The sequence below is a fragment of the Streptomyces sp. B6B3 genome (assembly GCF_039871525.1).
In the GTDB taxonomy this organism is placed as follows: Bacteria; Actinomycetota; Actinomycetes; order Streptomycetales; family Streptomycetaceae; genus Streptomyces.
The window spans coordinates 39,434-62,164 of the sequence record NZ_JBDPLU010000030.1; the positions used below are offsets into that span (position 1 = coordinate 39,434).

Annotated in this window: 14 protein-coding genes; 4 read left to right on the top strand and 10 right to left on the bottom strand. The window is 71.7% G+C overall.

From position 1 onward, the window contains the following. Positions 1-3: 3 nt before the first annotated feature. The 3 genes from ABGB06_RS36115 to ABGB06_RS36125 are packed head-to-tail and all read right to left on the bottom strand — an operon-like array spanning position 4 to position 3,903. Positions 4-2,103: a fructose-specific PTS transporter subunit EIIC gene (locus tag ABGB06_RS36115; protein ID WP_347598730.1), complete on the bottom strand. Its 2,100-nt coding sequence runs from the start codon at positions 2,101-2,103 to the stop codon at positions 4-6. After that, positions 2,096-3,145, bottom strand: a complete 1,050-nt coding sequence (gene pfkB, locus ABGB06_RS36120; RefSeq protein WP_347598733.1) for a 1-phosphofructokinase — start codon at positions 3,143-3,145, stop codon at positions 2,096-2,098. Before pfkB ends, ABGB06_RS36115 begins: the two co-directional genes overlap by 8 nt. Beyond that, on the bottom strand, positions 3,142-3,903 hold the full coding sequence (locus ABGB06_RS36125) for a DeoR/GlpR family DNA-binding transcription regulator (RefSeq protein ID WP_347598736.1): 762 nt from the start codon (positions 3,901-3,903) through the stop codon (positions 3,142-3,144). Before ABGB06_RS36125 ends, pfkB begins: the two co-directional genes overlap by 4 nt. A gap of 1,018 nt (positions 3,904-4,921) precedes the next feature. Between ABGB06_RS36125 and ABGB06_RS36130 the strand changes: the two genes are divergently transcribed. Then, positions 4,922-7,381, top strand: coding sequence for a SpoIIE family protein phosphatase (locus tag ABGB06_RS36130; RefSeq protein WP_347598739.1), 2,460 nt, complete (start codon positions 4,922-4,924; stop codon positions 7,379-7,381). 52 nt (positions 7,382-7,433) lie between these two features. Here ABGB06_RS36130 and ABGB06_RS36135 read toward each other — a convergent pair whose 3' ends face one another. The 5 genes from ABGB06_RS36135 to ABGB06_RS36155 form a co-directional block, all read right to left on the bottom strand. Beyond that, a complete protein-coding gene (locus ABGB06_RS36135; RefSeq protein ID WP_347598742.1) occupies positions 7,434-7,727 on the bottom strand; it encodes a hypothetical protein in 294 nt (97 codons plus the stop codon). A 124-nt stretch (positions 7,728-7,851) separates the two neighbouring features. Continuing rightward, complete coding sequence (locus ABGB06_RS36140; RefSeq protein WP_347598745.1) at positions 7,852-8,328, bottom strand: barstar family protein; 477 nt, start codon at positions 8,326-8,328, stop codon at positions 7,852-7,854. After that, the gene (locus ABGB06_RS36145) at positions 8,325-9,257 is read right to left on the bottom strand and encodes a hypothetical protein (protein WP_347598748.1); all 933 of its coding nucleotides are present in this window, start codon (positions 9,255-9,257) and stop codon (positions 8,325-8,327) included. Before ABGB06_RS36145 ends, ABGB06_RS36140 begins: the two co-directional genes overlap by 4 nt. Positions 9,258-9,987: 730 nt before the next feature. Beyond that, the gene (locus ABGB06_RS36150) at positions 9,988-10,356 is read right to left on the bottom strand and encodes a hypothetical protein (RefSeq protein WP_347598751.1); all 369 of its coding nucleotides are present in this window, start codon (positions 10,354-10,356) and stop codon (positions 9,988-9,990) included. A 135-nt stretch (positions 10,357-10,491) separates the two neighbouring features. After that, positions 10,492-12,921, bottom strand: a complete 2,430-nt coding sequence (locus ABGB06_RS36155) for a SpoIIE family protein phosphatase (RefSeq protein ID WP_347598802.1) — start codon at positions 12,919-12,921, stop codon at positions 10,492-10,494. A 664-nt stretch (positions 12,922-13,585) separates the two neighbouring features. On the opposite strand from ABGB06_RS36155, the gene ABGB06_RS36160 reads away from it, so the two are divergent. From ABGB06_RS36160 to ABGB06_RS36170, 3 genes are all read left to right on the top strand, one after another. After that, complete coding sequence (locus ABGB06_RS36160; protein ID WP_347598754.1) at positions 13,586-15,751, top strand: hypothetical protein; 2,166 nt, start codon at positions 13,586-13,588, stop codon at positions 15,749-15,751. Continuing rightward, positions 15,748-17,379, top strand: a complete 1,632-nt coding sequence (locus ABGB06_RS36165; RefSeq protein ID WP_347598757.1) for a hypothetical protein — start codon at positions 15,748-15,750, stop codon at positions 17,377-17,379. Before ABGB06_RS36160 ends, ABGB06_RS36165 begins: the two co-directional genes overlap by 4 nt. Positions 17,380-17,622: 243 nt before the next feature. Then, positions 17,623-18,708 (top strand): DUF3500 domain-containing protein, encoded by a 1,086-nt coding sequence (locus ABGB06_RS36170; protein WP_347598760.1) that lies wholly within the window; start codon positions 17,623-17,625, stop codon positions 18,706-18,708. 286 nt (positions 18,709-18,994) lie between these two features. On the opposite strand, the gene ABGB06_RS36175 is transcribed toward ABGB06_RS36170, so the two are convergent. Both ABGB06_RS36175 and ABGB06_RS36180 read right to left on the bottom strand, forming a co-directional pair. After that, entirely contained in the window at positions 18,995-21,682 is a 2,688-nt protein-coding gene (locus ABGB06_RS36175; RefSeq protein WP_347598763.1) for a tetratricopeptide repeat protein, read from the bottom strand. Next, positions 21,651-22,088, bottom strand: coding sequence for a hypothetical protein (locus tag ABGB06_RS36180; protein ID WP_347598766.1), 438 nt, complete (start codon positions 22,086-22,088; stop codon positions 21,651-21,653). Before ABGB06_RS36180 ends, ABGB06_RS36175 begins: the two co-directional genes overlap by 32 nt. Positions 22,089-22,731 lie beyond the last annotated feature (643 nt).

A 22,731-nucleotide genomic window follows, 5' to 3' on the forward strand; every position in this document is an offset into this window, starting at 1 on the left:
CGGCTACGGCACCGCGGGCCTGGCCTGGGACGTGGGCGAGGGCTTGGTCGAGGGCCTGGCCGGGCGACCGGGACCGGAACGCGCCGCGACCGGAACGGCGGGTGTGCCGCCCGGCTCCGCCTCCCGCCGCTCCGCCGCGACGCCCGCGTGCCGCCGGCCGCGGCTCTTGAGCAGTACGACGAGCGCCGCGCTGACCACCGTCCCCACGGCGATCGCCAGCAGGTACGGCACCGGCCCGCCGACCAGCGCGACCACGAAGACGCCGCCGTGCGGCGCCCGCAGCGTCGCGTCGAACGCCATGGACAGGGCACCGGTCACCGCCCCGCCGGCCATCACCGACGGCAGCACGCGCAGCGGATCGGCCGCCGCGAACGGGATCGCGCCCTCGGAGATGAACGAGGCGCCCAGCACCCACGCGGCCTTGCCGTTCTCCCGCTCGGCCTTCGTGAACAACCTGCCGCGCACCGCCGTGGCCAGCGCCATCGCCAGCGGCGGCACCATGCCGGCGGCCATCACCGCCGCCATGACCTTCAGGCTGCCGTCCGTGGGGGCGGTGAGGCCGCCCACCGCGAAGGTGTAGGCGACCTTGTTGACGGGGCCGCCGAGGTCGAAGCACATCATCAGGCCGAGGACGACGCCCAGCAGGATGGCGTTCGAGCCGGACAGGTCGTTCAGCCAGTCGGTGAGTGCCTGCTGGAGTTCGGCGATGGGCTTGCCGATCACCACGAACATCAGGAAGCCGACGACGGCCGAGCCGATCAACGGGATCACCAGGACCGGCATGATGCCGCGGAGCGTGGGCGGGATGTGGACGCGCTGGATCAGCATGACCACGCCCCCGGCGAGCAGCCCGGCGACCAGGCCGCCGAGGAAGCCCGCCTCGATCGTCACGGCGATGGCGCCGCCGACGAAGCCGGGCACGATCCCGGGTCTGTCGACCATGCCGAAGGCGATGTATCCGGCCAGCACCGGGACGAGGAAGGCGAAGGCGGCGCCGCCGACCTGGTTGAACAGCGCGGCCCAGCTGTCCGCCTCGGCCCAGACGAAGTGGTCGCCCACGGCGGGCGCGTCGGCGATCTCGTAGCCGCCGATCGCGAACGACAGCGCGATCAGCAGGCCGCCCGCGGCGACGAACGGCACCATGTAGCTCACGCCGCTCATCAGCCAGCGCCGCAGATGCGACCCGAAGCCCTCGCCGGCGGGCCCCCCGTCGCGTACGCCGTCGCGCTCGCGCTCGTCCGAGGCGGGGGCGCTCGCCGTGCTCTCGCCGCGTGCGGCCTTCTCCCGCACCTCGGCTATCAGCTCGCCGGGCCGGTTCAGGGCGGCCTTCACGCCGACGTCCACGGTCGGCTTTCCGGCGAAGCGCTCCCGCTCGCGCACCTCGACGTCGTGCGCGAAGACGACGCCGTCCGCCGCGGCGATCACCGCGGGATCCAGCCTGGAGAACCCGGCCGACCCCTGCGTCTCGACCACCAGCTCGACGCCGGCCTCCCGCCCGGCCCGCTCCAACGACTCGGCGGCCAGGTAGGTGTGCGCGATCCCGGTCGGACACGACGTCACGGCGACGACGCGGAACGGCCGCCCCGCGGGACCGGAGGGGTCGGGGCCCGCGGGATCGGGGGCGGCGGGGCCGGATCCGGTGGGTGCCGCGGCGCGGTGGTCGTCCCCGCGCAGCAGGGACGCCGCCTCCGCCGCGTCGTGCCCCGCGCGCAGCGCGGCCGCGAACTCGGGGTCGGCCAGGCGACGGGCCAGGGCCGACAGGATCACCAGGTGGTCCTCGTCGGCTCCGTCCGGCGCCGCGATCAGGAAGACCAGATCCGCCGGCTGCCCGTCCATGGCCCCGAAGTCGATGCCGCGCTCGCTCCGCCCGAACGCCAGCGTCGGCGCCGTGACGTGCGCGCTGCGGCAGTGCGGGATGCCGATCCCGCCCTCCATGCCGGTCGGCATGAGTGCCTCGCGCGCCGCCACGTCGGCCAGGAAGCCCTCCAGGTCCGTCACACGGCCGGCCACGGCCATCCGTTCGGCCAGCGACCGCGTGGCCTCCTCCTTCGTCCCGGCGTCCAGGCCGAGATCCACCAGGTCGGGAGTGATCAGCTCACTCATCGCAGGGCTCCTTCTTCCGGTTGTTCCCCCGCTTGTTCTCCCGGCTGCTCCCCCGGTTGTTCTCCCGCTTGCTGTTCAGGGGACGGTCCAGCGGAATGTCCGCGGTCACCGTCACCGCCGCCAGGTCCAGATCGCCCGGCGCGGGCATCGCGCTGCCCGGCAGCCGCACCGCCGCCGCGCCGTGCGCCACGGCCGCCGCCAGCGCCTGGGGGTACCTCCCGCTTGCGGGGGAGGGCCCGGCGCCGCCCCCGAAGGTGAGGAACCCGGCCAGCGAGGCGTCGCCGGCGCCGACGTCGCTGCGCACCGACCCCGCCGGCACGGGCGCGGCCCCGTGGTACGCCACGCCCGACGCGTCGACGAGCACCTGCCCGTCCGCGCCCAGGCTGGCCAGCACCGCTCGGGCGCCCCGCCCGCACAGCTCCTCCGCCGCCTTCACCGCGTCCCCGACCGTGGCCAGCGGGCGGCCCACCGCCTCCGCCAGCTCGTCGGCGTTCGGCTTCACCACGTCGGGCCGCTCCCGCAGCGCCGCCGCCAGCGCCGCGCCCGAGGTGTCGAGCGCGATCCGGGCGCCGGCCCGGTGGGCGCGGGCGACCAGTTCCGCGTACCAGTCGGGGGTGAGGCCGCGCGGCAGACTGCCACAGCAGGCGAGCCAGTCGGCGGCGGCGGAGCGCGCCCGCACCGCCTCGAGGAGCGCCTCCGCCTCGGCGGCGGCGATCTCCGGGCCGGCGGCGTTGACCTTGGTCAGCGTGCCGTCCGGTTCGACGAGCGTGATGTTGACCCGGGTCGACCCCGCCACCGGCACGCCGACCGCCTCGATGCCCCGCGCGTTGAGCAGCCGCGCGAGCAGCGCGCCCTCGGGGCCGCCCAGTGGCGCGACGGCGATCGTGCGATGTCCGGCGGCGGCCACGGCGCGTGAGACGTTCACGCCCTTGCCGCCCGGCTCGACCCGGTCGGACTCCGCCCGCAGCACGGCGCCGCGCACCAGCGACGGCAGCTCGTAGGTGCGGTCCAGGCTCGGGTTCGGCGTCACCGTGAGGATCACGCCCGCACCACCTCCGTGCCCTGCCGCTCGATCGCGCGGGCGGCGGCGGGCGGCAGGCCGGAGTCCGTCACGAGCACGTCCACGTGCGACAGGTCGCCGAAACGCGCGAAGTGCTCCTGCCCGTGCTTGGCGGAGTCGGCCAACAGCACCACCCGGCGGGCGGCGGCGAGCGCGGCGCGCTTCACCGCGGCCTCGGCCAGGTCCGGCGTGGTCAGGCCGCCCTCCAGGGAGAATCCGTTCGTGGCGAGGAAGGCGACATCGGCGCGGATCTCCCCGTACGCGCGCAGCGCCCAGGCGTCGACGGCGGCCCGCGTGCGGTGCCGCACCCGGCCGCCGACCAGGTGCAACGCGATCCCGGGGTGGTCGGCGAGCCGCGCGGCCACGGGCAGGGCGTGCGTGACGACGGTGAACGAGGCGTCCACCGGAAGGACGGCGGCGAAGCGAGCGGCGGTCGTCCCGGCGTCCAGGATCAGGCTGCCCTCGGCCGGCAGCTCGGCCAGCGCCGCCCGCGCTATGCGGTCCTTCTCGTCCGCGGCGACGGCGTCACGCTCCGCCAGGTCGGGCTCGAAGTCCAGGCCCCCGGCGGGAATCGCCCCGCCATGCACCCGCCGGATGAAGCCGCCGCGGTCGAGCACCTTCAGGTCCCGCCGCACGGTCTCCGCGGTCACCTGGAACTCGTCGGCCAGCGACAGCACGTCCACCCGGCCCCGCTCCCGGGCCTGCCGCAGGATCTCCTGCTGGCGCTCGGCTGCGTACATGTGGTTTCACGCCCGTTTCATGCCCGGATAAGTTGAGACGCTCGGAGATTACGCCCTCCCGTCCGGAAAGTAAACAGACTCGGGCATCGCTCCGGACACGAACGGACGGCCGCGGGGAGACCCGCCCCACCCGCGCCCAATCGCGGACGCGTCGCGAAGGCCGGCCAGGACCCGTTTCGAACCCGGCGGGCCGGTTCCTCCGCATCGCCCACCTGGCCGCTAGCGATAGCTTCGCTCCAGAGTCTTTTGGAACACAGAGCGACCATTTACGCGCAGAAAAGCTAGTCGGTCACCTAGCTTGTCCCCCATGTTGATTCGCCCTCAGAGCCCTTGCCAAGCTTTGTGATTGATTGCGTGCGCTTTCGTTGCCCTCCGCCGGAGCAACGAACCAGCGGTCGTCTCCGCAGCCGGTCCCCGAATGGTCCCCCCGGCCACCGCGCTGGGCCTCGGGAACGTCGCGGCGGTCGCGCGGGGCGGAGCCCTCGGCGGCGGCCGTGACCGCCGAATCGTTGTCCAGACCCGGAAGAGCTCCGATCCCGAACCAACTCTGGCGAAAACACCACCCAACCGGCAGCTTCGCCAGACCACAGCGCACTCCTGCGTACCGAAAAGGCCCCGAAACGAAGCCATGCTGGGAGCCGCCCCCCGCAGCACCTCGGCGGCACCCGCAGCGTGACCGACGCCGATGCGATGCTCCGATCGGTCGAACGCGTCCCTCGATTCCGAGCACCGCACGACTCACCGGGCCGTCCCGAGTGCCGTGAGCTCCCCGGACCGACGTCCAGGCCGCCCCCGAACCCGCATCGGCGGTCCGCACCCACCTCGCCCGGCCCGCTCTCGGCGCACTCTCCGCGCAGGGGTCACCACGGAGCGGACCGGGAGTCGGGGCCCACCGGTCGGGGTGCCGGTCGCGGTCGGTTGAGCGGGGTGCGTCGTGGAGGGATGCTGGACGTGCAGCTCAGCCGGGCGCGCTTGACCAGGGCATGCGGGCACGGCATGACCAAGGGGTGAGCCATCCATGGACGACGAGCCCGCCACCAGGGGTGCGGCGGCGAACGCGCGAGTCCCCGAGGACTTCGCGGTCGTCATCGCCCCGGGCGGCGAGGTCATGGCGTGGAGTGCCGGGGCTCGGCGGCTGCTCGGACACGAGGCCGAGGAGATCGTGGGGCGGCCCGCCTCCGACCTGCTGGCCACGGAGCTGCCCCGCGCCACGCTGCGCCATATGGACGCCGGGGAGCCGTGGACCAGCGCCGTGGGGCTGCGGCACCGCGACGGCTACCGCGTCCCCGCGCAGCTCCGGGGGACGCCCCTGGCGGTCGCCGACCGCGGGCCACTCTGGCTCGTCACCGCCGCACCGGTCACGTACCCCACCGGGCCCACCGCCTCGGATGAGGCGGAGCTGTGGGACCGGAGCCTCGCGCAGCTGCCGCTGCCCGTGGCCATCTACGACCGCGACGCGCGGTTCGTGACCTGCAACGTGGTGATGAGCCGGTCCATGGGTCTGACGCCGGAGGAGATGCGGGGCCGGACGCTGTGGGAGATTCTGCCCGTCCCGCCCGTCGACGAGATCGACCGTCTGCAGCGGCAGGTGCTGCGCACCGGCGAGACGGTCTACCGGGAGATGGCACCGTCGCGGGCCTCCGGTGAGATCCGCGACCACGCCTGGTCGATCTTCATGACCCCGCTGAAGGACGAGGCCGGCGGGGTGCGGGGCATGTCGGCGCTGGTCATCGACACCACCGACGAGTTCTGGGCGCGCCGCCGGCTGGCGGTGCTCAACGACGCCAGCGTCCGGATCGGCAGCACCCTGGACGTGACCACGACCGCGGAGGAACTGGCCGACGTGGCGGTCTCGGGCTTCGCCGACTTCGTCACCGTCGACCTGATGGAGTCCGTCATCCTGGGCGACGAGCCGGAGCCGCTGACGCCCACCGAACCCGTCCCCTTTCGCCGAGCCGCGCAGCGGTCGGTGCTTCCCGGCTGCCCGGAGTCGGTGGTGCCGCCGGGCGGGAGCGAGGTCTATCCGCCCGACTCCCCACCGTCCCAGGCGCTGCTCACCGGCCAGGGCACGCGGCACCGGGTGGGCGATCCGCCGATGCGGGACTGGTTGCTGACCTTCCCGCCCCGTGCCGAGGCGGTGCGGCGGCACGGGGTGCACTCCGTGATGCTGGTGCCGGTGCGGGCCCGGGGAGTCACCCTCGGCCTGGTGCAGTTCGTCCGACACCGCACGCCGGAGGCCTTCGGCGCCGACGATCTGGTGCTCGCCCAGGAGATCGTCGCCCGGGCCGCGGTGAGCGTCGACAACGCCCGCCGCTACACCGGCGAGCGCCGCACCGCGCTGGCCCTCCAGCGCAGCCTCCTTCCTGGTTCGCCGCCGCGCATCGCGGCGGTCGACCTCGCGTACCGGTACCTGCCGGCCGGCTCGGCGACCGGCGCCGGCGGCGACTGGTTCGACGTCATCCCGCTGTCCGGCGGACGCGTCGCGCTGGTGGTGGGCGACGTCGTCGGGCACGGCATCCACGCCTCGGCCACCATGGGCCGCCTCCGTACCGCCGTCCGCACCCTCGCCGACGTCGACCTCGCCCCCGAGGAACTGCTCACCCAACTGGACGACCTCGTCATCCGCCTCGACCGGGACGAGGACTCCACCACGGCCGAGCAGGCGGACGAACCCCCGGGCGAGATGGGCGCCACCTGCCTGTACGCCGTCTACGACCCGGTGTCGGGCCGCTGCGCCCTCTCCCGCGCCGGGCATCCGCCGCCCGCCCTGGTCACCCCCGACGGAAACGTGAGGCTCCTGGACCTGCCGGCCGGGCCGCCGCTCGGCCTCGGCGGCCTGCCCTTCGAGACCGTCGAGATCGACCTCGACGCGGGCAGCCTTCTCGCCCTCTACACCAACGGCCTCATCGCGACCCCCGGACAGGACATCGACGCCGGCCTCGACCGGCTGCGCCACGCGCTGCGCGACCCCACCACCCTGAACGACACGTGCGACCGGGTGCTGCGCGAGATACCGACGCGCCCCCCGACCGACGACATCGTCCTGCTCCTCGCCCGCACCTCGGTGCTCGGCTCCCGCCAGGTGTCCACCTGGCCGGTCCCGGCCGAACCCGAGGCGGTCTCCGGCGCCCGCCAGTCGGCCAGCGAACAGATGGCGGTGTGGGGACTGGACGACCTGCTCTACCCCACCGAACTGATCGTCAGCGAACTCGTCACCAACGCCATCCGCTACGGCACCCCACCCGTCCAACTCCGGCTGATCCGCGGCGACGCGCTCATCTGCGAGGTCTCCGACGGCAGCAGCGCCGCCCCCCACCTGCGACGCGCCCGCACCTTCGACGAGGGCGGCCGCGGCATGCTCCTCGTCGCCCAGATCGCCGAACGCTGGGGCAGCCGCCAGATCCCCACCGGCAAAACCATCTGGGCCGAACAACCCCTCCCACCCGATCGTTCACCGGAACGCGCGGCACCGCCGTGAGGCCCCTGCGGGTTATTTGGCCGGCACGGGCCTCGGGGCGTGTCCTCCTGGATCAGGGGATGCTGACGCTGCGCCCGAACTCGAAGGTACCAGCCTGCCCGGGGGCGACCGTGCCAATGGCGTAGCCACCGCAGTTGGTTGCGTCGAAGATGATCGCGGTGGCGTCCGTCTGGTTGTTCACGATCAGCGGGACGATCGGGCTGTTGTAGCAGCCGCTGGGATTGTTGATCTGTTGGAAGCCGATGGTCAGAGTGCCGGTGGCGGCCTGAGCGAAGCCGGCGAGGGACAGGGTCAGGGTGCAGGCCACGGCCAGGGCGGAAAGTGCGGTGTGCAGGGCTTTGTTCACCTTCCAAGCATTCCCGGACGAGTCGCAGGCAGCTGCCTCCCGGGGCGTGACCACCCGTTCGTGCCACATCCCCACCAACGGTTGACGCGCCGCTGCCTCCCAGGGCAGGCGTGGCCTTCACCGGTCAGCTGGGACCGAGCGCGGACACCTCCTCCCTGAGCCTCGCGGTGTGCGCCGCGTCGCAGAGCAGGACGCTGTTGAAGGGGATGCCTTCTCCCGGATGCCCACCGGGCGAGGTGGCCCAACTCTCGGCGGCTCTGGCCAGCGCCCTGAAAAGGATGTGCCGTTCGCCGGGGAGTTCAGGGAGCACGCGCTCCGCGTTCGACACCACGAGAAGGTACCGATCCGCGGGTAGCCAGTGAAGGTCCCGCAGGCAGTCGTGGAGGGCGTCCCAGTTCCATCCGAAGTAACTCGGCAGCCGGAATCGCTCCCAGAACTGGGTGAAGACGCCGTCCGGATCGACCATCGCCGCGCCGTCCAGGCGGGCGACGTAGGACATCCCGGTCGGTGGCAGGGAATCGCCGGCCGACGCCGCGGCGGCCGCGGCGTCCAGTACGTGCAGTCGGGGTGAGCGCGGGTCCCACCAGGACGTGCCCCTCATCCGCCCGCCTCCATGACGATCCAGGTCTGATAGTGCGTCGGCGAGTAGTATGCCGACCCGTCGGAACCCGTCACGATCCGCTCGCCACCCCAGTTCGGGTTGTCAGCCGATTGCACCGTTCCCCACTCGGTGTACTCGATTTCCCGTCCCGCGCTGTCGAACCGAGGCAGTTGGTAGCCCCCGCTTCCACCGCTGTTCTCGAATGGCTGGGGAAACAGCGGACCCATGCGCTGGTCTCCCGCCCCCTGCGCCTCGACACCGTTCTCGCGGATGTCCGTCAGCACCCTCCGCGACTCCTCCGGAACGGCCGTGGGAATCCAGCCACCGAGTTTGGAGGTGTCTCCGAGGATCTGGCCCTCGGCGTGGGGACCTGACGTCTGCGGGCCGCTCCACAGCCCCAGCGGTCCCGCAGACACCTCATGCCCCAGGCGGCTGAGCTCCTCGGCCCGCTCCGCCATCCTGTGGCGGAACCATTCGATCTCCTCCTCGATATCGCCCCAGGTGGCCTCGGCGTCCTTCGCCGCGAGTTGCAGGTACTTGTTCCGGATCCTCTCCGGCAGGTCGTCCGGCAGGGCCCAGCCGCTGGCGGTCAGCGTCGTGACGGCCGTCTCGCCGTTGGGGTGCGCGACGATGAGCGGGACCGGCTCCCCGGTAAACCAGATCCCGAACGCCTCGGTCAGCTCGCCGCGCCCGGCCAGTTCGGCGTTCAACGCCCGCACCCAGCCGTTCCACTCCTCGACGGCCGCCCTGAGGTGATCGAAGTACCTGGTTTCCAACCCCTGAGGACCGAAGATCAGGTCACGGACCCTGTCCTCGGTTTCGAGCGCCAGGTTCATGGCGAACACGAGATGCCCCACCACAGCATCGATGTCGTCGCCGCCGTCCTGGAGGCCCCCTCTCGTCTCGTCGATGCGGCCCTGCCCATCCACGATCGAGGAACCGTCCAGGCCCCCGGCCCGGGTGGAGATCTGGTCGGCCCGCTCCGCGAGGTCCTGCGTCCCCCGGGCCTCAGCGGCCGCCCGGCCGTAGGCAGCCGCGGCGCCAGCTATCTCGTCCGCGTTGATCTCGTCGTTGAACTGGATCTGCCGGGTCCACGGGCGCTTGTTCCCGGAAGTCGCCGCCTCGACCTCGTCCCGGGTGAAATGAAGATCCGGAGCTCCCGGCGACATCCGTGCCCCACCCCCTCACGTCGCGCGACCCGTCCGTAGCTGGCCACTCTCCACGACCGGCCTCGGGAGGGGTCTCCTCGGCGAGAGGACCGCGGCCAGGGCGACGGGGAGACGCCCAGGCGGGGGTCCTGGTCTGGGCGGGCAGACCAACGAGTCGGGGTTCGACCGGAGGTTCCGCCGACAGCGGGGGGTGCGTCACCGGACGGCCGGTGACGCACCCCCCTGTGCCGGGAAGGAGACGGAAGCGGGTTCGTCAGTGCTGGTCCACCACCTGGAAGGTGATGGTGTCGGTGAAGACCCGGCCGTAGGAGTCGGTGGCGGTGACCCGCGCCCGGTGCTCGCCCGTGGCGAGGTTCTCCGGGAGCGCGAAGCGCCTTCCCAGCGTCCTATCTACACGTGTCCACTGCCGCGGCTACTCGACGAGGCGCCAGTCCTGCGATCCGTCCTCGACGGCGTGCGGAGACGTGCGCGTCCGGATCGCCCCGCCGCGTCAGGCGGGGCTCACCGAACGAGTCACCGCTGGTGGCGCCCGGACCTCAGGAGGTTTCGAAGGCGCCGAGATCCGGACCGAGCCGCTGTGGGGCAGCCCGACGTCGACGCCCTGGTCGATCAGGGCGCTGTCCGCGGCGAGGCGGAGGTGGGGCAGGACGGGGAGACCGCCATCGGCTTCCCGGGGCACGTCCCAGCCTTCCGTCGACACACTCTGGAAGTCCGCGTCCGACGGGGTGATGCCCAGGTCCCAGGAGTTGTACTGGGAGTCCGTGCCGTCCATGTTCTCCGTCAGGGTGCCGGTGTAGGCGACGTTGTTGCGCAGGTTGCCGCGGCCCACGGCGGCGCCGCTCTCGTCGATTCCCAGCATGTCGAAGTCGGGATGGTTTCCGTAGCTGGTGTTGTTGAAGAAGTTGACGGGGAGCGGGTGATGGTTGGCGTAGAAGCCCGCCGCCTTGTTGAGGAACCTCTGCGGTCGCCGCGGCCGTTGCGGGCGTGAGCCCGGTCAGGCTGCGGGCACCGCCGAGTTGGTGGGGTTGGCACGGGCTGGCACGGGGAGGTCCAGATCGGCCCAGATGATCTTGCCGTCGCAGACGTAGCGCGTGCCCCAGCGGCGTGCGAGTTGGGCGACCAGGAACAGGCCGCGACCGCCCTCGTCCAGGGTCCTGGGATGCCGCAGCCGCGGCGAGGTGTTACTGGCGTCCGCGACCTCGCAGGTGAGGACGGACTGCCGGATGAGCCGCAGCCTGACCGGCCCCCTGGCATACCGGATGGCGTTGGTGACCAGCTCGCTGACCAGCAGTTCCGCTGTCGTCGTCAGGTCCGGCAGGCCCCAGTGCGACAGCTGCTCCCCCGTCAGGCCGCGGGCGTCGGCGACCATGGCCGGATCGGAGGGGAGTTCGAAGGAGGCGACCCGCTCGGCGGTCAGCGCGTGGGTGCGGGCCAGCAACAGGGTGATGTCGTCGGACGGCGGGCCGGGACCCGGGCCCTCGGCCGCCGCCGTGCACAGTTCCTCCAGTGGCAGGCCGGGCCGTGCGAGGGCCCGCCCGAGACGGGCCATCCCGACGTCGATGTCCCGGTCCGGGGATTCGACGAGCCCGTCGCTGTAGAGCGCGATCAGGCTCCCCTGGGGGACCTCCAGCTCGGCCGACTCGAACGGCAGCCCTCCCAGCCCCAGCGGTGGCCCGGCCGGGAGTTCGGGGAAGGTGACGTCGCGGTCGGGGGTGACCACGGCGGGCGGTGGGTGACCTGCCCGGGCCATCGTGCATCGTCGCGTGATCGGGTCGTAGACAACGTACAGACAGGTGGCGCCCAGCACGGTCGCGGCGGCGGCCTGGTCGCTGGGCTCCTCCTCTATGAGCCGGATCGCCCAGTCGTCGAGGTGGGCCAGCAACTCGTCCGGCGGCAGGTCCATGTCGGCGAGGGTGCTCACCGCCGTCCGCAGGCGGCCCATGGTCACGGCCGCGGTGATGCCGTGTCCCACCACGTCGCCGACCACCAGGGCGACCCTGGCTCCGGAGAGCGGGATCACGTCGAACCAGTCGCCGCCCACGCCGCCGACCCCGGCGTGGACCTCCGCCGGCAGGTACCGGGACGCCACGTCCAGCGCGATCCCGCCGGCCAACCGGCGCGGCAGCAGGCTGCGCTGCAGGGCGAGCGCCGAGTTCCGTTCCCGGTTGTAGCGGCGGGCGTTGTCGATGCACACGGCCGCCCGGTCCACCAGCTCACGGGCGAGCAGCAGGTCGTCCGGAACGAAGGGGGCGGGGTTCCGCGATCGCATGAAGAGTGCGTGTCCCAGGACGACACCGCGCGCCCGCAACGGGACGGTGAGCAGGGAGTGGACCCCGAACTCCCGTATCTTCTCCGCCCGTTCCGGATACTCTCGGGTCCACACCTCTTCGGTGGGGTCCACCGAGGGGACCAGCATGGCGTCACCGTCGATGAGGTACCGGCTGTCTCGGTGCGGAGGCAGGAAGTCGACCTGCTCGCCGAGCCTGCTGACCGCGTCCGGGGCTCCCTCGCGTACCGACCGCAGGCCGCAGCGCCGCATCACGGGCCTGGTGTGGACCGCCTGGATGGTCGGCTCGTCGCCGCGCAGCACCGACTCCAGCAGGTCGACGGCGGAGAAGTCGGCCAGGCGGGGCACGGCGACGTCGGCCAGTTCCTGCGACGTGCGGCCGATGTCCAGCGTGCTGCCGATATGCCCGCTCGCCTCCTTGATCAGCGCCAGGCGCTGCCGCGCCTCCCACCGGTCGGTGACGTCCATGACCAGGTAGCACACGCCGATGACCCGGCCCTCGTCGTCGACGAGCGGGAAGAACGAGGTGGAGTAGGCGTGCTGGCGGTGCGGATCGGCCCAGCTCCAGCCCGTGTACTCGTGGTCGATCAGCGGGGTGCGGGTGTCTCGAACCTCCCGCATCAGCGCCTCGAGCCTCTCGGCGTCCAGTCCGGGCAGCAGGTCGCTCAGCCGGCGCCCCAGCCGCTGCTCGCGCGGGACGCCGCCGGCGCGCTCGAGGGTGTCGTTCAGCCACACGTAGCGCAGGTCCGTGTCCATGACGGCCATGCCGATGGGAGAACGGGTGACGAGCCCTTCCAGTACCGACTCGCTCACCGTGTGCGACGGCGTCCGCACACCCGCGGAGACGAGGAAGCACTCCCGGCCGTCGAGGGAGAACGACGGGGAGACCCGCAGGTGCACATCGAGGCCCCGCCCGTCGCGGGTGCGGGCGGTCGCCGTGCCGGCCCAGCTCATCCCCGTGCGGCAGCGTCGGGCCACGGCTGCCGCCCGCACCCGGTCCCCGGGCGCCGTCAGCAGTTTCGCGGCGGAACGCCCCACCACCTCAGCCGCCGGATAGCCGAGGAGTTCCTCTGCCGCGCGGGTCCAGCCCAGGACCGTGCCGCCCGGGCCGATCACGAGGGTGGCCGCGTTCGCCACCTCGAACGGCCCCGGGCTGCCCGACGCAGCGAACCCGAGTCCGGCCTCGGGCCCGGTGCCCTCGGATCCCACGTTCTCTCCTGCCACCGCTTCCATGATGCGCCCCCATGCGGTGGCCTGCCAGGCGCGGGGCGGACCGCCCGTGACAGGAGCGGAGGCGGTGATGGACCGTGCGTGAGCAGCACACGATGGCGTCGACCGCGGACCGGGCTGGCGAGGCCGTCCGGAGGCGGGCGGGTTGCGGCACACCGACCCGGCGTTCACGCAGCGGACCTGCACGCTTCCCGCCGGAGGCCGAGGGCCGGGGACCGACCGCTCCGGGGCGAGTGGACGAGCACCCGCCGCCCGACCTTCCTCGGGCGCCGGATGGCGCGGCCCCCGGGAGCCACCACGCCACCAGCCGTTCCACCCCTCCAGCCTCACGCGTGCTCGGCCGGCAAGGCGGCGTTGATCACCGCTTCGGGGTGTCTCCACCGGCCTCAGCGTGCCGGTGATCGTATCCGGCCATTCTCGGTCAGTTCACGACATTGCATGGGACCCCTCCCAGGCCCAGTGGGGACACTGGGGAGAGGTAGGGGAACGTCATGTGAAGGGACTGGTGCCGACGGTCACCGTTCCACATGCTGGAGAACTCCGCGCGGTCCCGGAGTTCCAGGGGGAGACGATGGACGCCCATTCGGTGCAACCGCTCTACGGCCAGCGGCCGTTACTCAACGGCCTCGTGCCGCGGATGGTCATGGGCAACGAGGACCCCGACGCGGCGCGCGGTCTGCCGGTCCCAGGACCGATCGTCCAGCTCCTCGGCGGTCGACTCAGCGGCAAGAGTGCGCTGCTGCGAACCCTCCGCGACACCTACGCCGGCCGCACGCCGATGGTGTGGGCGGACCTCACCGATCCGGCCTTCGGCCAGACCGGCCTCGCCAACATCAGGGCGCATGTGGGACGCAGCCGTCGGGCATCGCTCGTGACGCACCTTCTCTACCTGCTCGCCGCCAAGCTGGGCGAGGACGTTCCCGGCATGCGGCGGATCGAGTTTCCGCGGCTCTCGCTCGGCCTGCTGATGGCGACCGCCTGGCAGCCCGGCAGCGCCGGTGGCACCAACGACGGCGGCGACGCCGACAGCAACCACCACAACGCCCCTGACGACGCCGACGCCGACGACGACGAGGGCGTGCTGCCGCCGGACTATCGGGCGGCGCTCGGCCGCCTCGTGGACTGGCTCAACCAGCAGCCCACCATCCGGTCCTCGCGCGAGCGACGGCGGCGCTTCGCCGCCCTCTTCGACGTGCTCGTCAGCAACCTGGCCCCGGTGGTCGGCCTGCCCGACGCGATCGCCGGTCTCGTCGTCGACACCGCCCGCCCCCTGCTGGAGTCCGCGAAGCTCGACGAGGCGCCGTTCCTCTGGTGGGGGCAGCGCTTGCGGACGATCCGGGGCGTACCCCACACCGACAACCTCTGGTGCCTGATCGCCTTCCACTCGCTCTTCCTGGAGGACGGCACCCGCGCCGACGCCGAGGAGGACCTGGTCGCGGCCTTTCTCGACGACATCGACGCGTTCTACACCCGGCGGCGACTGCGCAACGGCACGAAGCGCCCACTGGTCCTCCTGGACAACGCCCACGGCGCCCCAGGCCCTCAGTTCCTCACCCTGCTCGCCCGGGGCTACGACGACCGGACCACCCGCCCGGTCGTGCTGGCCACCCTCCTCGACGACGGCCAGGAACCCCGCCCGGCCCCGCTGCGCAGCATCGCCGACGGGCATCCCGACCACGGCGACCTGCGGCTGGCCCTGCCGCCGCTGACGGGCGCCGAGATCAGGGCCATGCTCAACGCCCGGCGGCTGCCGACCCATCTGGAGGGGCCGGTGGCGCGGTTCAGCGGTGGCCGCGCGGGGTGTGTGCGCCGCCTGGTGGACGCCGCGGTCGGCGAGGCGGAGCGGCCGGGCTTTCCCACGCGGGCGCCGGACGCGGACGACGACGCCCCCACGTTCGCCGAGCACCTGCTTGAGGAACTGCTGCCGGACGAGCGGGTGCGTGACGACCTGACGCGTCTGGCCCCCGCCCTGGACGGCGAGGCCGCCCACCGGCTCTGGCGTGCCCAGGCCCTGCCGCACGCCCACGGCAGCGAACTCGACGCGGAGCAACGTTTCACTGCGGTGCGGAGGGAGCTGACGGCCGGCCACTGGGACCCGCGGCCGTGGCCATGGCCGGCGGGGGAGTTGATCGGCGGGAGCGTGCCGTACGTGGCGGACCGGGCGCTCCGCGCGCTGCTGTTGCACCGCCTGACGGCGTCCCCGTCCGCCGCGGCCGCCCAGCGCTGGACCAACACCCAGCTGTTCCTGCGCGCCCAGTACGCCCCGCGCGGCCTGCCGCCGGAGGCCGCCGAGCACAGCGTGCCGTACCTCCACCACACGCTGGCCCTGGGCGACATGGCCACCGTGGTCCGCTGCCTGCACCACCGGCTCACCAGGAGCCGGCCAGAGGACTGGCTCGCCGCCGTCAACGCCATCGGGGCCGCTCCCCGGCCGCCCGCCGGCGTGGCCCCCGTCTCCGACGGCGCGGACTGCCCGGCCTGCGCCACCCCGTACGACGAGGACGCGCACACGATGATCGCGCGTCTCGTGGACCACGTCTGGCTCCACGCCGCCCCGCTCGCGCCCGTTCCCACCGGGGAAGCGGTTCCCGAGACGATCGCCAGCGCCTGGCTGGTGCTGCACCTCCGCAACGGCGAGCGGGGCGTTCTGGAGGGCGCCGGAAGCGCGTGGCACAACGCGCTGAGGAGCGGGAAGCAGGCGCCCGACCTGCCCATACCGAGAGGAACGCGGCCGTGACACGACGTGGAGCTCTGCTGAGGTCATCGCGCCAGCGGTGGAACGACCTGGGGGTGTTCACCCGGCGGGTACTCCGCTGGGGCGCGCTGCTCCTGGCGATGGCGCTGGTGGTCGGCGCCGGCGTATGGGCGTGGAACGACCTCTTACTCAACGACCCGGATCTGACCTGCGACGAAGACGAGGAGATCACCAAGCACGGCCCCGACGACGAGTGCGTCGGCGTCACCGACGGCTCGTACGTCTTCGCCCCCTACCTGAACGACATCTTCCGCCTCATCAAGGCGGAGAACGACGAGGTGGTGGCGGAGGCGGAGCGGGAGGACGGCGCCGTGCCGTACGTCACCGTCGCGTTCGTCCTGCCCTTCACCTCAGCGGATCCCATCGACAGGGAGGAAATACGACGCGAGACGAAGGGCGCCTACCTCGCACAGTACGGCGCGAACCGTGAGCCGGATCGGCCGAACATCCGGCTGGTGCTGGGCAACGTCGGCGACGCCAACGCCCAGTGGAGGCCGGTCGTCGACCGGCTGGCCGAGATGGGCCGGTCCGAGGAGGACCGGCTGCGCGCCGTCACCGGCTTCGAGGTCAGCACGAGGAACACCGAGGAGGCCATCCGCGCCCTCACCAACGAGGCGCGCCTGCCCGTGGTCCTCGGCCCGCTCACCGCAGACGACATCGAGAACGGGCCGGACAACGAGTTCCCGGGCCTGGCGAGGGTGCTCGCGAACAACAGCGACCAGGCCGCGGCGCTGGCGTCGCACTACGACGACGTCGAGCCCGAGCGCACGCTCCTGGTCGAGGACCTCCGGGAGGGTGACAACTACGTCGCCACGCTCAGGGAGGTGTTCGGTTCGGTGACGCGGGACGCGACGCACCGGCCGGAGCAGTTCCGCTCGGGCAGCGACATGAACGACGAGCGCAACTTCCCCAACGAGGCCCGGCAGATGGTCGACAGCATCTGCACCATGGACGGGGTCGACACCATCTACTTCGCGGGCCGCGACGTCCATTTCCGGATCTTCGTCAACGCGCTGATCGACCGCGGCTGCCAGGACCAGACGTACACGGTGCTCACGGTCCACGGCTCGTCCACGCTGTTCACCGACCCCGAGTTGGACTGGGAAGGGCTGGCCGAGGGCGAGGTCACCGTGCGCTACACCACCAACGCCCACCCGGACGCGTGGATCACCGGGGACCCACCGGACACCGGCGGCTCGGCGGAGGACTTCGAGGAACTGCTCGACCGGCGCAACGAGGTCGCCCGGCAGGCCGGCCTCGCCACCGGCGAGGACTTCGTCGATCTCACGGACTCGGTGGCGATCACCATGTACGACACGGTGTGGACGGCGATCACCGGCATCCGCAGCGCCGTGACGCCGGAGAGCGCCATCCCGTCTCCTGACGAGGTGGCGAGCTCCTGGGCGCGGATGCACGGCGGCTCGGGCAACTTCGTCCACGGCGCCAGCGGTTGGATCTGCCTGGACGCGTACGGCAGGCCGTACAACAAGGCGGTGTCGATCGTGGAACTCGACCCCGCGACACGGAGCATCAGCTTCGAGGGCCTGGCCTGGCCCGCTGGCGGCCCGCCGGACGAGGACTGCCAGCTGCCCAACACTCCCACCGAGTGACCGCCGCGATGATCACCGCCGATCGTGGTTCGTGCGCACCGAGCGCGACCGCTCCCCCGAACGCCCAGGCCTTGTCCCGCCGATCCTGCCGGGCCGCGCCGCCAGCTACGGCGCCGCGTTGTCGCGTCGCGTGAGTGCGCCCGCGTACGAGTTGCGATCCTCCGCCGCACTCGGGGTGTCGGACGGGGCCAGACCGTACGCTGGCGTTCTGAACACTTCGGAGAAGTTTGAGGATGGACAACGGTGAACGAACTGTCACTGCCCGTGCCCGAGACGGCGAGCGCGATGGCCGGTGCCGCAACGAACCTCCTGGCGGCGCTGACCGACGCGCAGCGGGACAGGGTGAGTTTCGACTTCGCCGACGAGGCTCAGCGGCGCGACTGGTCGTTCCTGCCCACCAGGCAACGCGACGGCCTGCCGATCGGCGCGCTCGACGACACGCAACGCAAGCTGGCGCACGAGCTGATCGTGTCCGGCACCAGCATGCCCGGCTACGCCAAGGTGGTCTCGGTGATGGCCATGGAGCACGTGCTCCGCGCGCTGACCGCCGCGAGAAGCCCGGCCGGCGCGGACCTGTTCGATCCGGGACGTTACTGCTTCAAGGTGTTCGGTCGCCCGGGTGACAGCGGGGCGTGGGGATGGCAGCTCGCCGGGCATCACGTCTCGCTCAACTTCACCGTCGTGGACGGACGTCACGTGTCCCCGACGCCGTCCTTCCTTGGCGCGGAGCCGGCCAGGTTCGGCACGCTCGCCCCACTCGCCGACGACGAGGAGGCCGGCTTCCGGTTCGTCAACTCGCTCAGCCCCGACCAGCGCGGCTCCGCGATCATCCACCATCGCTCACCGCCGGACTTCGCGACCCGCATCGCGCCCAGGATCGGTGAGATCGAGCGGCCGGACGCGGTGGCTCCGCCGGACCCCGGGCACGTGCTGAGCGAGGCCGAGCGCGACATCCTCAGCTACGTGCGCGACGAGCCCAAGGGCCTGTCGGGACGCATGCTCCAGAAACCCCAGCTGAACGCCCTCCTCGCCATCGTTGCGGCGTTCGCCGGGCGGCTGCCCTCGGACGTGGCGGCGGCGCAGCTCCGCAGGATCGAACGGGCCGGCCTGGAGAACCTGGCATTCGCCTGGGCCGGTGGCACGTCACCCGGCGACCGGCACTACTTCCGTATCCAGGGCCCCGTGCTGCTCATCGAACACGACAACACCCAGGACGACGGCAACCACATCCACTCGGTCTGGCGCACCCCCAACGACGACTTCGGCGACGACCTCCTGGCCGAGCACTACCGCCAACACCACACGCCCCGGACACCGGAGGCGGACTGACGGGCTGCCGGCCACCACCGAAACGACTCCGACAGGCGAAATCGACCCCCAGATCGACCTCGGCGATCTTGAAGGCGCCGCGCAGCCCTCTGACCAGTGGCAGAGGGCTGCGCGGCGGACGAGTCGGCCTGTACGCCGGGTTCCCCCGACGGCCCTGCCAGCCCATGGGCTCAGCCGTCCTGAACGGCCCCGACCTGGGCCGACACCCCTCAGAGCCCACCGCACCCGCTCACAGGGTGGATATTCCCGTCGGTCGGACCGCTATGGGCTGGATGCACATGAGGTCTCAGGAGTTCGGAGCCGTGCCTGGTTCCACAGCGGCCTCCGGCTGGATGCCATTGATCGGCAGGTCGGGCTTCACGTGCCAGCGGTCCAGTTCCTCGTGAGTTCTGGTGGTGTCGGGATGCTCTGGGCCCAGAACGCGGCGCTGGTCAGACAAGAGAGTGGTCAGTTGCCCGACGGCGGCGGCCTGGTCGCCTGCTTGGCCTAGCCAGTAGGCCAGTTGAAAGCGGCTTACCAGAACGTCGGGGTGTTCCCGTCCCTTGACCCGTTCCTCTATGGGAACCAGAACGCCATACTCCTGGGCGGCGGCGGTTGGGTCGCCGGCCTTTCCACGCCAGCGCGCCAGTTCGAATCGGCTGGTAAGGGTGTCGGGGTGCTCCGAACCCAGGATCCGTTCCTCTTCCGGGATGAGCGCGGCGTACTCGTCGACGGCGGCGGTCGGGTCCCCCGCTTCACCCAACTGATATGCCAACTCGTGTCGGGCAGCGAGGGTATCCGGATGATCCGCCGCCAAGACACGTTGGCGATCAGCAACGAGCGCAGTCAACGTCCGAGCGGCGCCGACTGGGTCCCCTTCCTCACCCAGCCAGTAGCCCAACTGGAAGCGCGTGTTCATGGTGAGGGGATGGTCGAGTCCTAGAACCCTTTCCTCCTCCTCGGCAAGGGCGGTGTACTCCCTGACGGCTGCGGCCGGGTCCCCCGCTTCACCCAGTTGGAGCGCAAACTGGAATCGGCTGCTCAGGGTGTCGAGGTGATCCGGCCCCAGAACGCGTTTCATGACGGGCACCAACGCGGTGTACTCCCTGACGGCAGCGGCCGGATCCCCGGACTGGCCGACCCAGTACCCCAGCTGTTGCCAGGTGGTCAGGGTGTCGGAATGATTCGCGCCCAGAACGCGTCGACGGTCGGCAAGCAGCGCAGCGTACTCCCGGACGGCAGCCGCCGCGTCTCCCGCTTCACCCATCGCGCGTGCCAGGGAGTATCGCGTCACCAGGGTGTCCGGATGGTCCGGGCCCAGAATGCGTGCCTCCACAGGGACGAGGGCCGCGTATTCCTGGGCGGCTGCTTCTGGGTCTCCCGCTTCGCCCAGCTGGTGTGCCAGCGAGTGTCGAGTGGCCAGGGTATCGGGATGGTCCGGTCCTTGGGCGCGAAGCCGGTGGAGGAGGAGGGCGGCGAGGGTGTGAACGGCGGCGGCCGGGTTGCCGGCTTCGATGAGGCTGTAAGCCACCTGCTGCCAGCTGGCCAGGGTGTCCGGGTGCTCCACTCCCAGGACGCGTCGGCGGTCAGCCAGCAGGGCGACGGCCTCCCTGGTGGCCGCGGCCATCTCTCCCGCCATCGCCGACTGGTGGGCCAGCAGGTAACGGGTGCTCAGGGTGTTGGGGTGATCTGGTCTTCCACGTCGCGCCTCCTCGCCGGCAACGGCGGCGTGTTCCCGAGCGGCGGCCGCGTGCTCGCCGGCGTCGCCCAGCTGGTGTGCCAGCAGGGAACGGGTGGCCAGGGTGTCGGGGTGATCCGCGCCTTGAATGCGAAGCCGGTCGTCGAGAACGGAACGGCATTCGCGAAGGGCGGCGCGGGAGTGCCCGGCCCTCCCCAGCCAGCGGACCAGTTCGTTGCGAGCCTTCAGGGTGTCGAGATGCTCCGCGCCCAGGACGCGTTGCATGTGCGGAACAAGGGCGTGAAGATCCCTGATCGCGCCCGCGACATCCCCGGACATCCCTCGGCGATGGGCCACCCACTCGCGCGTGTTCAGAGTCTTGCGGTGATCGGCGCCCAGCTTGCGTTCCCTCGCAGCAAGGAAATCAACCGCTGACTGGATACGGACGGCATCGGCCTGTTCTCGCTCCGAGACTGAGGATCTCTCGGCGTTCGTGGAGCCGGTTCCGCTGGCGCGGTTGCGCAGGCCGATACGGCGCGCGACGGTGTTCTGCGCGAACTGCTGTGGCTCTGGGCTGCCCCGCCCGCGCATGCGCGCCTGCGCCAGGAGCCAGGCATCCTCCAAGCTCACCGTGGCGCCAGCTCCGGTGATGCCTCCCTCGAGGATGTCGATCAGTTCGCCGGTGAACTCCGGCAGTTCCGCTCCCGGCGGAACGAACGAGCGGTGGGTGGCAGGGGCGGAGGTGAGCACACAGTCCCCGTAGTCATCCCCATCCCCGTCGCAGGACCCGATCCCGCCTGCGGGCTCGTCGAGGGCATGTGCGAGCTCGAACCGGGTGGGGGTGGTGGTGCGCGACATGCTGCCGGCCAGGCCGCTGTAGCAGCAGTCCAGGACGACGACCCGGTAGCGGGCCTGGTATCCGACCTGCCGCACCACGTCGCGTAGCGTCCGGTAGGGCAGCGTCCCGATCTGCGGGTAGTCGGCGTCGGCTCCGGCCAACGCCAGGTACAGCCTCTCCTGGCGGTCCCGCAGCCCGTGGCCAGCGAAGTACACCACCAGCGTGTCGCTGGCCTGGCGCGCCGCCTCCCGAACCGCCGCCAGCACCTCGTCCGCGGAGACTCCGCCGCCCAACACCCGAACGTGGGTGGCAGGCAGGCCCCACACCGACGCATCACGCACCAACCCGGCTAACCGGTGCGCCCCTGTAGCCGCCGCAGGCATCGCAGCCAGGGCTTCATGCACGTAGGCCTCGACACCGATCAGTACCGCCTGGCTACCCGCCGGATCAGGAACCCGCACAGCCACCACCCCCGGCACCAGCAGAAGGCGAACCGCCCGCCGAACACTCGGGCCGCGGAGCGGCAAGGGCACGTGCGATGCGGGCGACGTCCTCAGCGGTGCCTTCGTCCACGACGACGCGGACTCCGTTGTGCTCGATGACCATCCGCGCGCCGGGCCGCTGCCCTGGTGGAAGAGACGCACGGAACGACAGATGCGCGTAGACCAGCGCGGCAGCCGAGAAGCCAGAGGAGAGCGTCAATCCGATCCACTCCACCAACTCACCCGACATCGCCCCATCCGCCGCGGGCGGCCGCAACCGGCGGATCTCCGCGTACCGGCTCACATCACGATGGCTCGTCAGCCAGTCCGCGAAATCGCCCGTCAAGTCCGCAGCCCTACCACCTTCACCGGCCAAGACGCTGTCACCGATCCGCAAACGCATACCCACCCCCACCGAGAGCCGCGAGGACCACCCCGCTGCCACCAGCCGCGCTCACTGCTCCGCGATACGCGCACAGACATCCGCGACGAAACCACCACCCACAGTAACGTCCCGACCGCCCTGATACCACGCAAACCGGAATCGGTCCGACAGCGCTCGCGCGGGCGACGCGGGGGCCGAGCCAGCGCTACGGCGACTGGACAGGGGCGTGGCGACGGTCTTCGACACCGATGAGTACTACCGTACGATGACCAGGCCGCCGGCATCGACGAGGCGCTGACCGGCCACTCCAACGTGATGGACACCTACGAGCCGCACAGATCGGTCGGCCTGATCCTCGACGAGTGGCGCACCTGGTGGAACGTCAGAAGTGCTGCGGGCGCCCTGATGGCGAGCCTCCACCCCGACATCTTCCACCGGCACGCGGACCGTCTCGTGATGGCGAACATCGCCCAGACCGGGCCCACGTCCTCACCGCCCCGACCCTGCGCACCCACAACACGCCCGAGCAGCCCGAGGCGGTGGCGCCGTGGCCCCATGACCAGGTGAAGGTGACCGACCGGGGCCTGCGGGTCCACCTGCCGGCCCACTCGTTCGTCACCTTCGAGGGGCGCGTCGCCTGACCCACACGCCCGACCGCGCC

What these genes read in the sequence shown, in the direction of transcription:
- ABGB06_RS36115 (WP_347598730.1), bottom strand. Translation starts at nt 2,103, where the DNA reads ATGAGTGAGCTGATCACTCCCGACCTGGTGGATCTCGGCCTGGACGCC.
- ABGB06_RS36125 (WP_347598736.1), bottom strand. Translation starts at nt 3,903, where the DNA reads ATGTACGCAGCCGAGCGCCAGCAGGAGATCCTGCGGCAGGCCCGGGAG.
- ABGB06_RS36130 (WP_347598739.1), top strand. Translation starts at nt 4,922, where the DNA reads ATGGACGACGAGCCCGCCACCAGGGGTGCGGCGGCGAACGCGCGAGTC.
- ABGB06_RS36140 (WP_347598745.1), bottom strand. Translation starts at nt 8,328, where the DNA reads ATGAGGGGCACGTCCTGGTGGGACCCGCGCTCACCCCGACTGCACGTA.
- ABGB06_RS36150 (WP_347598751.1), bottom strand. Translation starts at nt 10,356, where the DNA reads ATGCTGGGAATCGACGAGAGCGGCGCCGCCGTGGGCCGCGGCAACCTG.
- ABGB06_RS36160 (WP_347598754.1), top strand. Translation starts at nt 13,586, where the DNA reads ATGGACGCCCATTCGGTGCAACCGCTCTACGGCCAGCGGCCGTTACTC.
- ABGB06_RS36180 (WP_347598766.1), bottom strand. Translation starts at nt 22,088, where the DNA reads ATGCGTTTGCGGATCGGTGACAGCGTCTTGGCCGGTGAAGGTGGTAGG.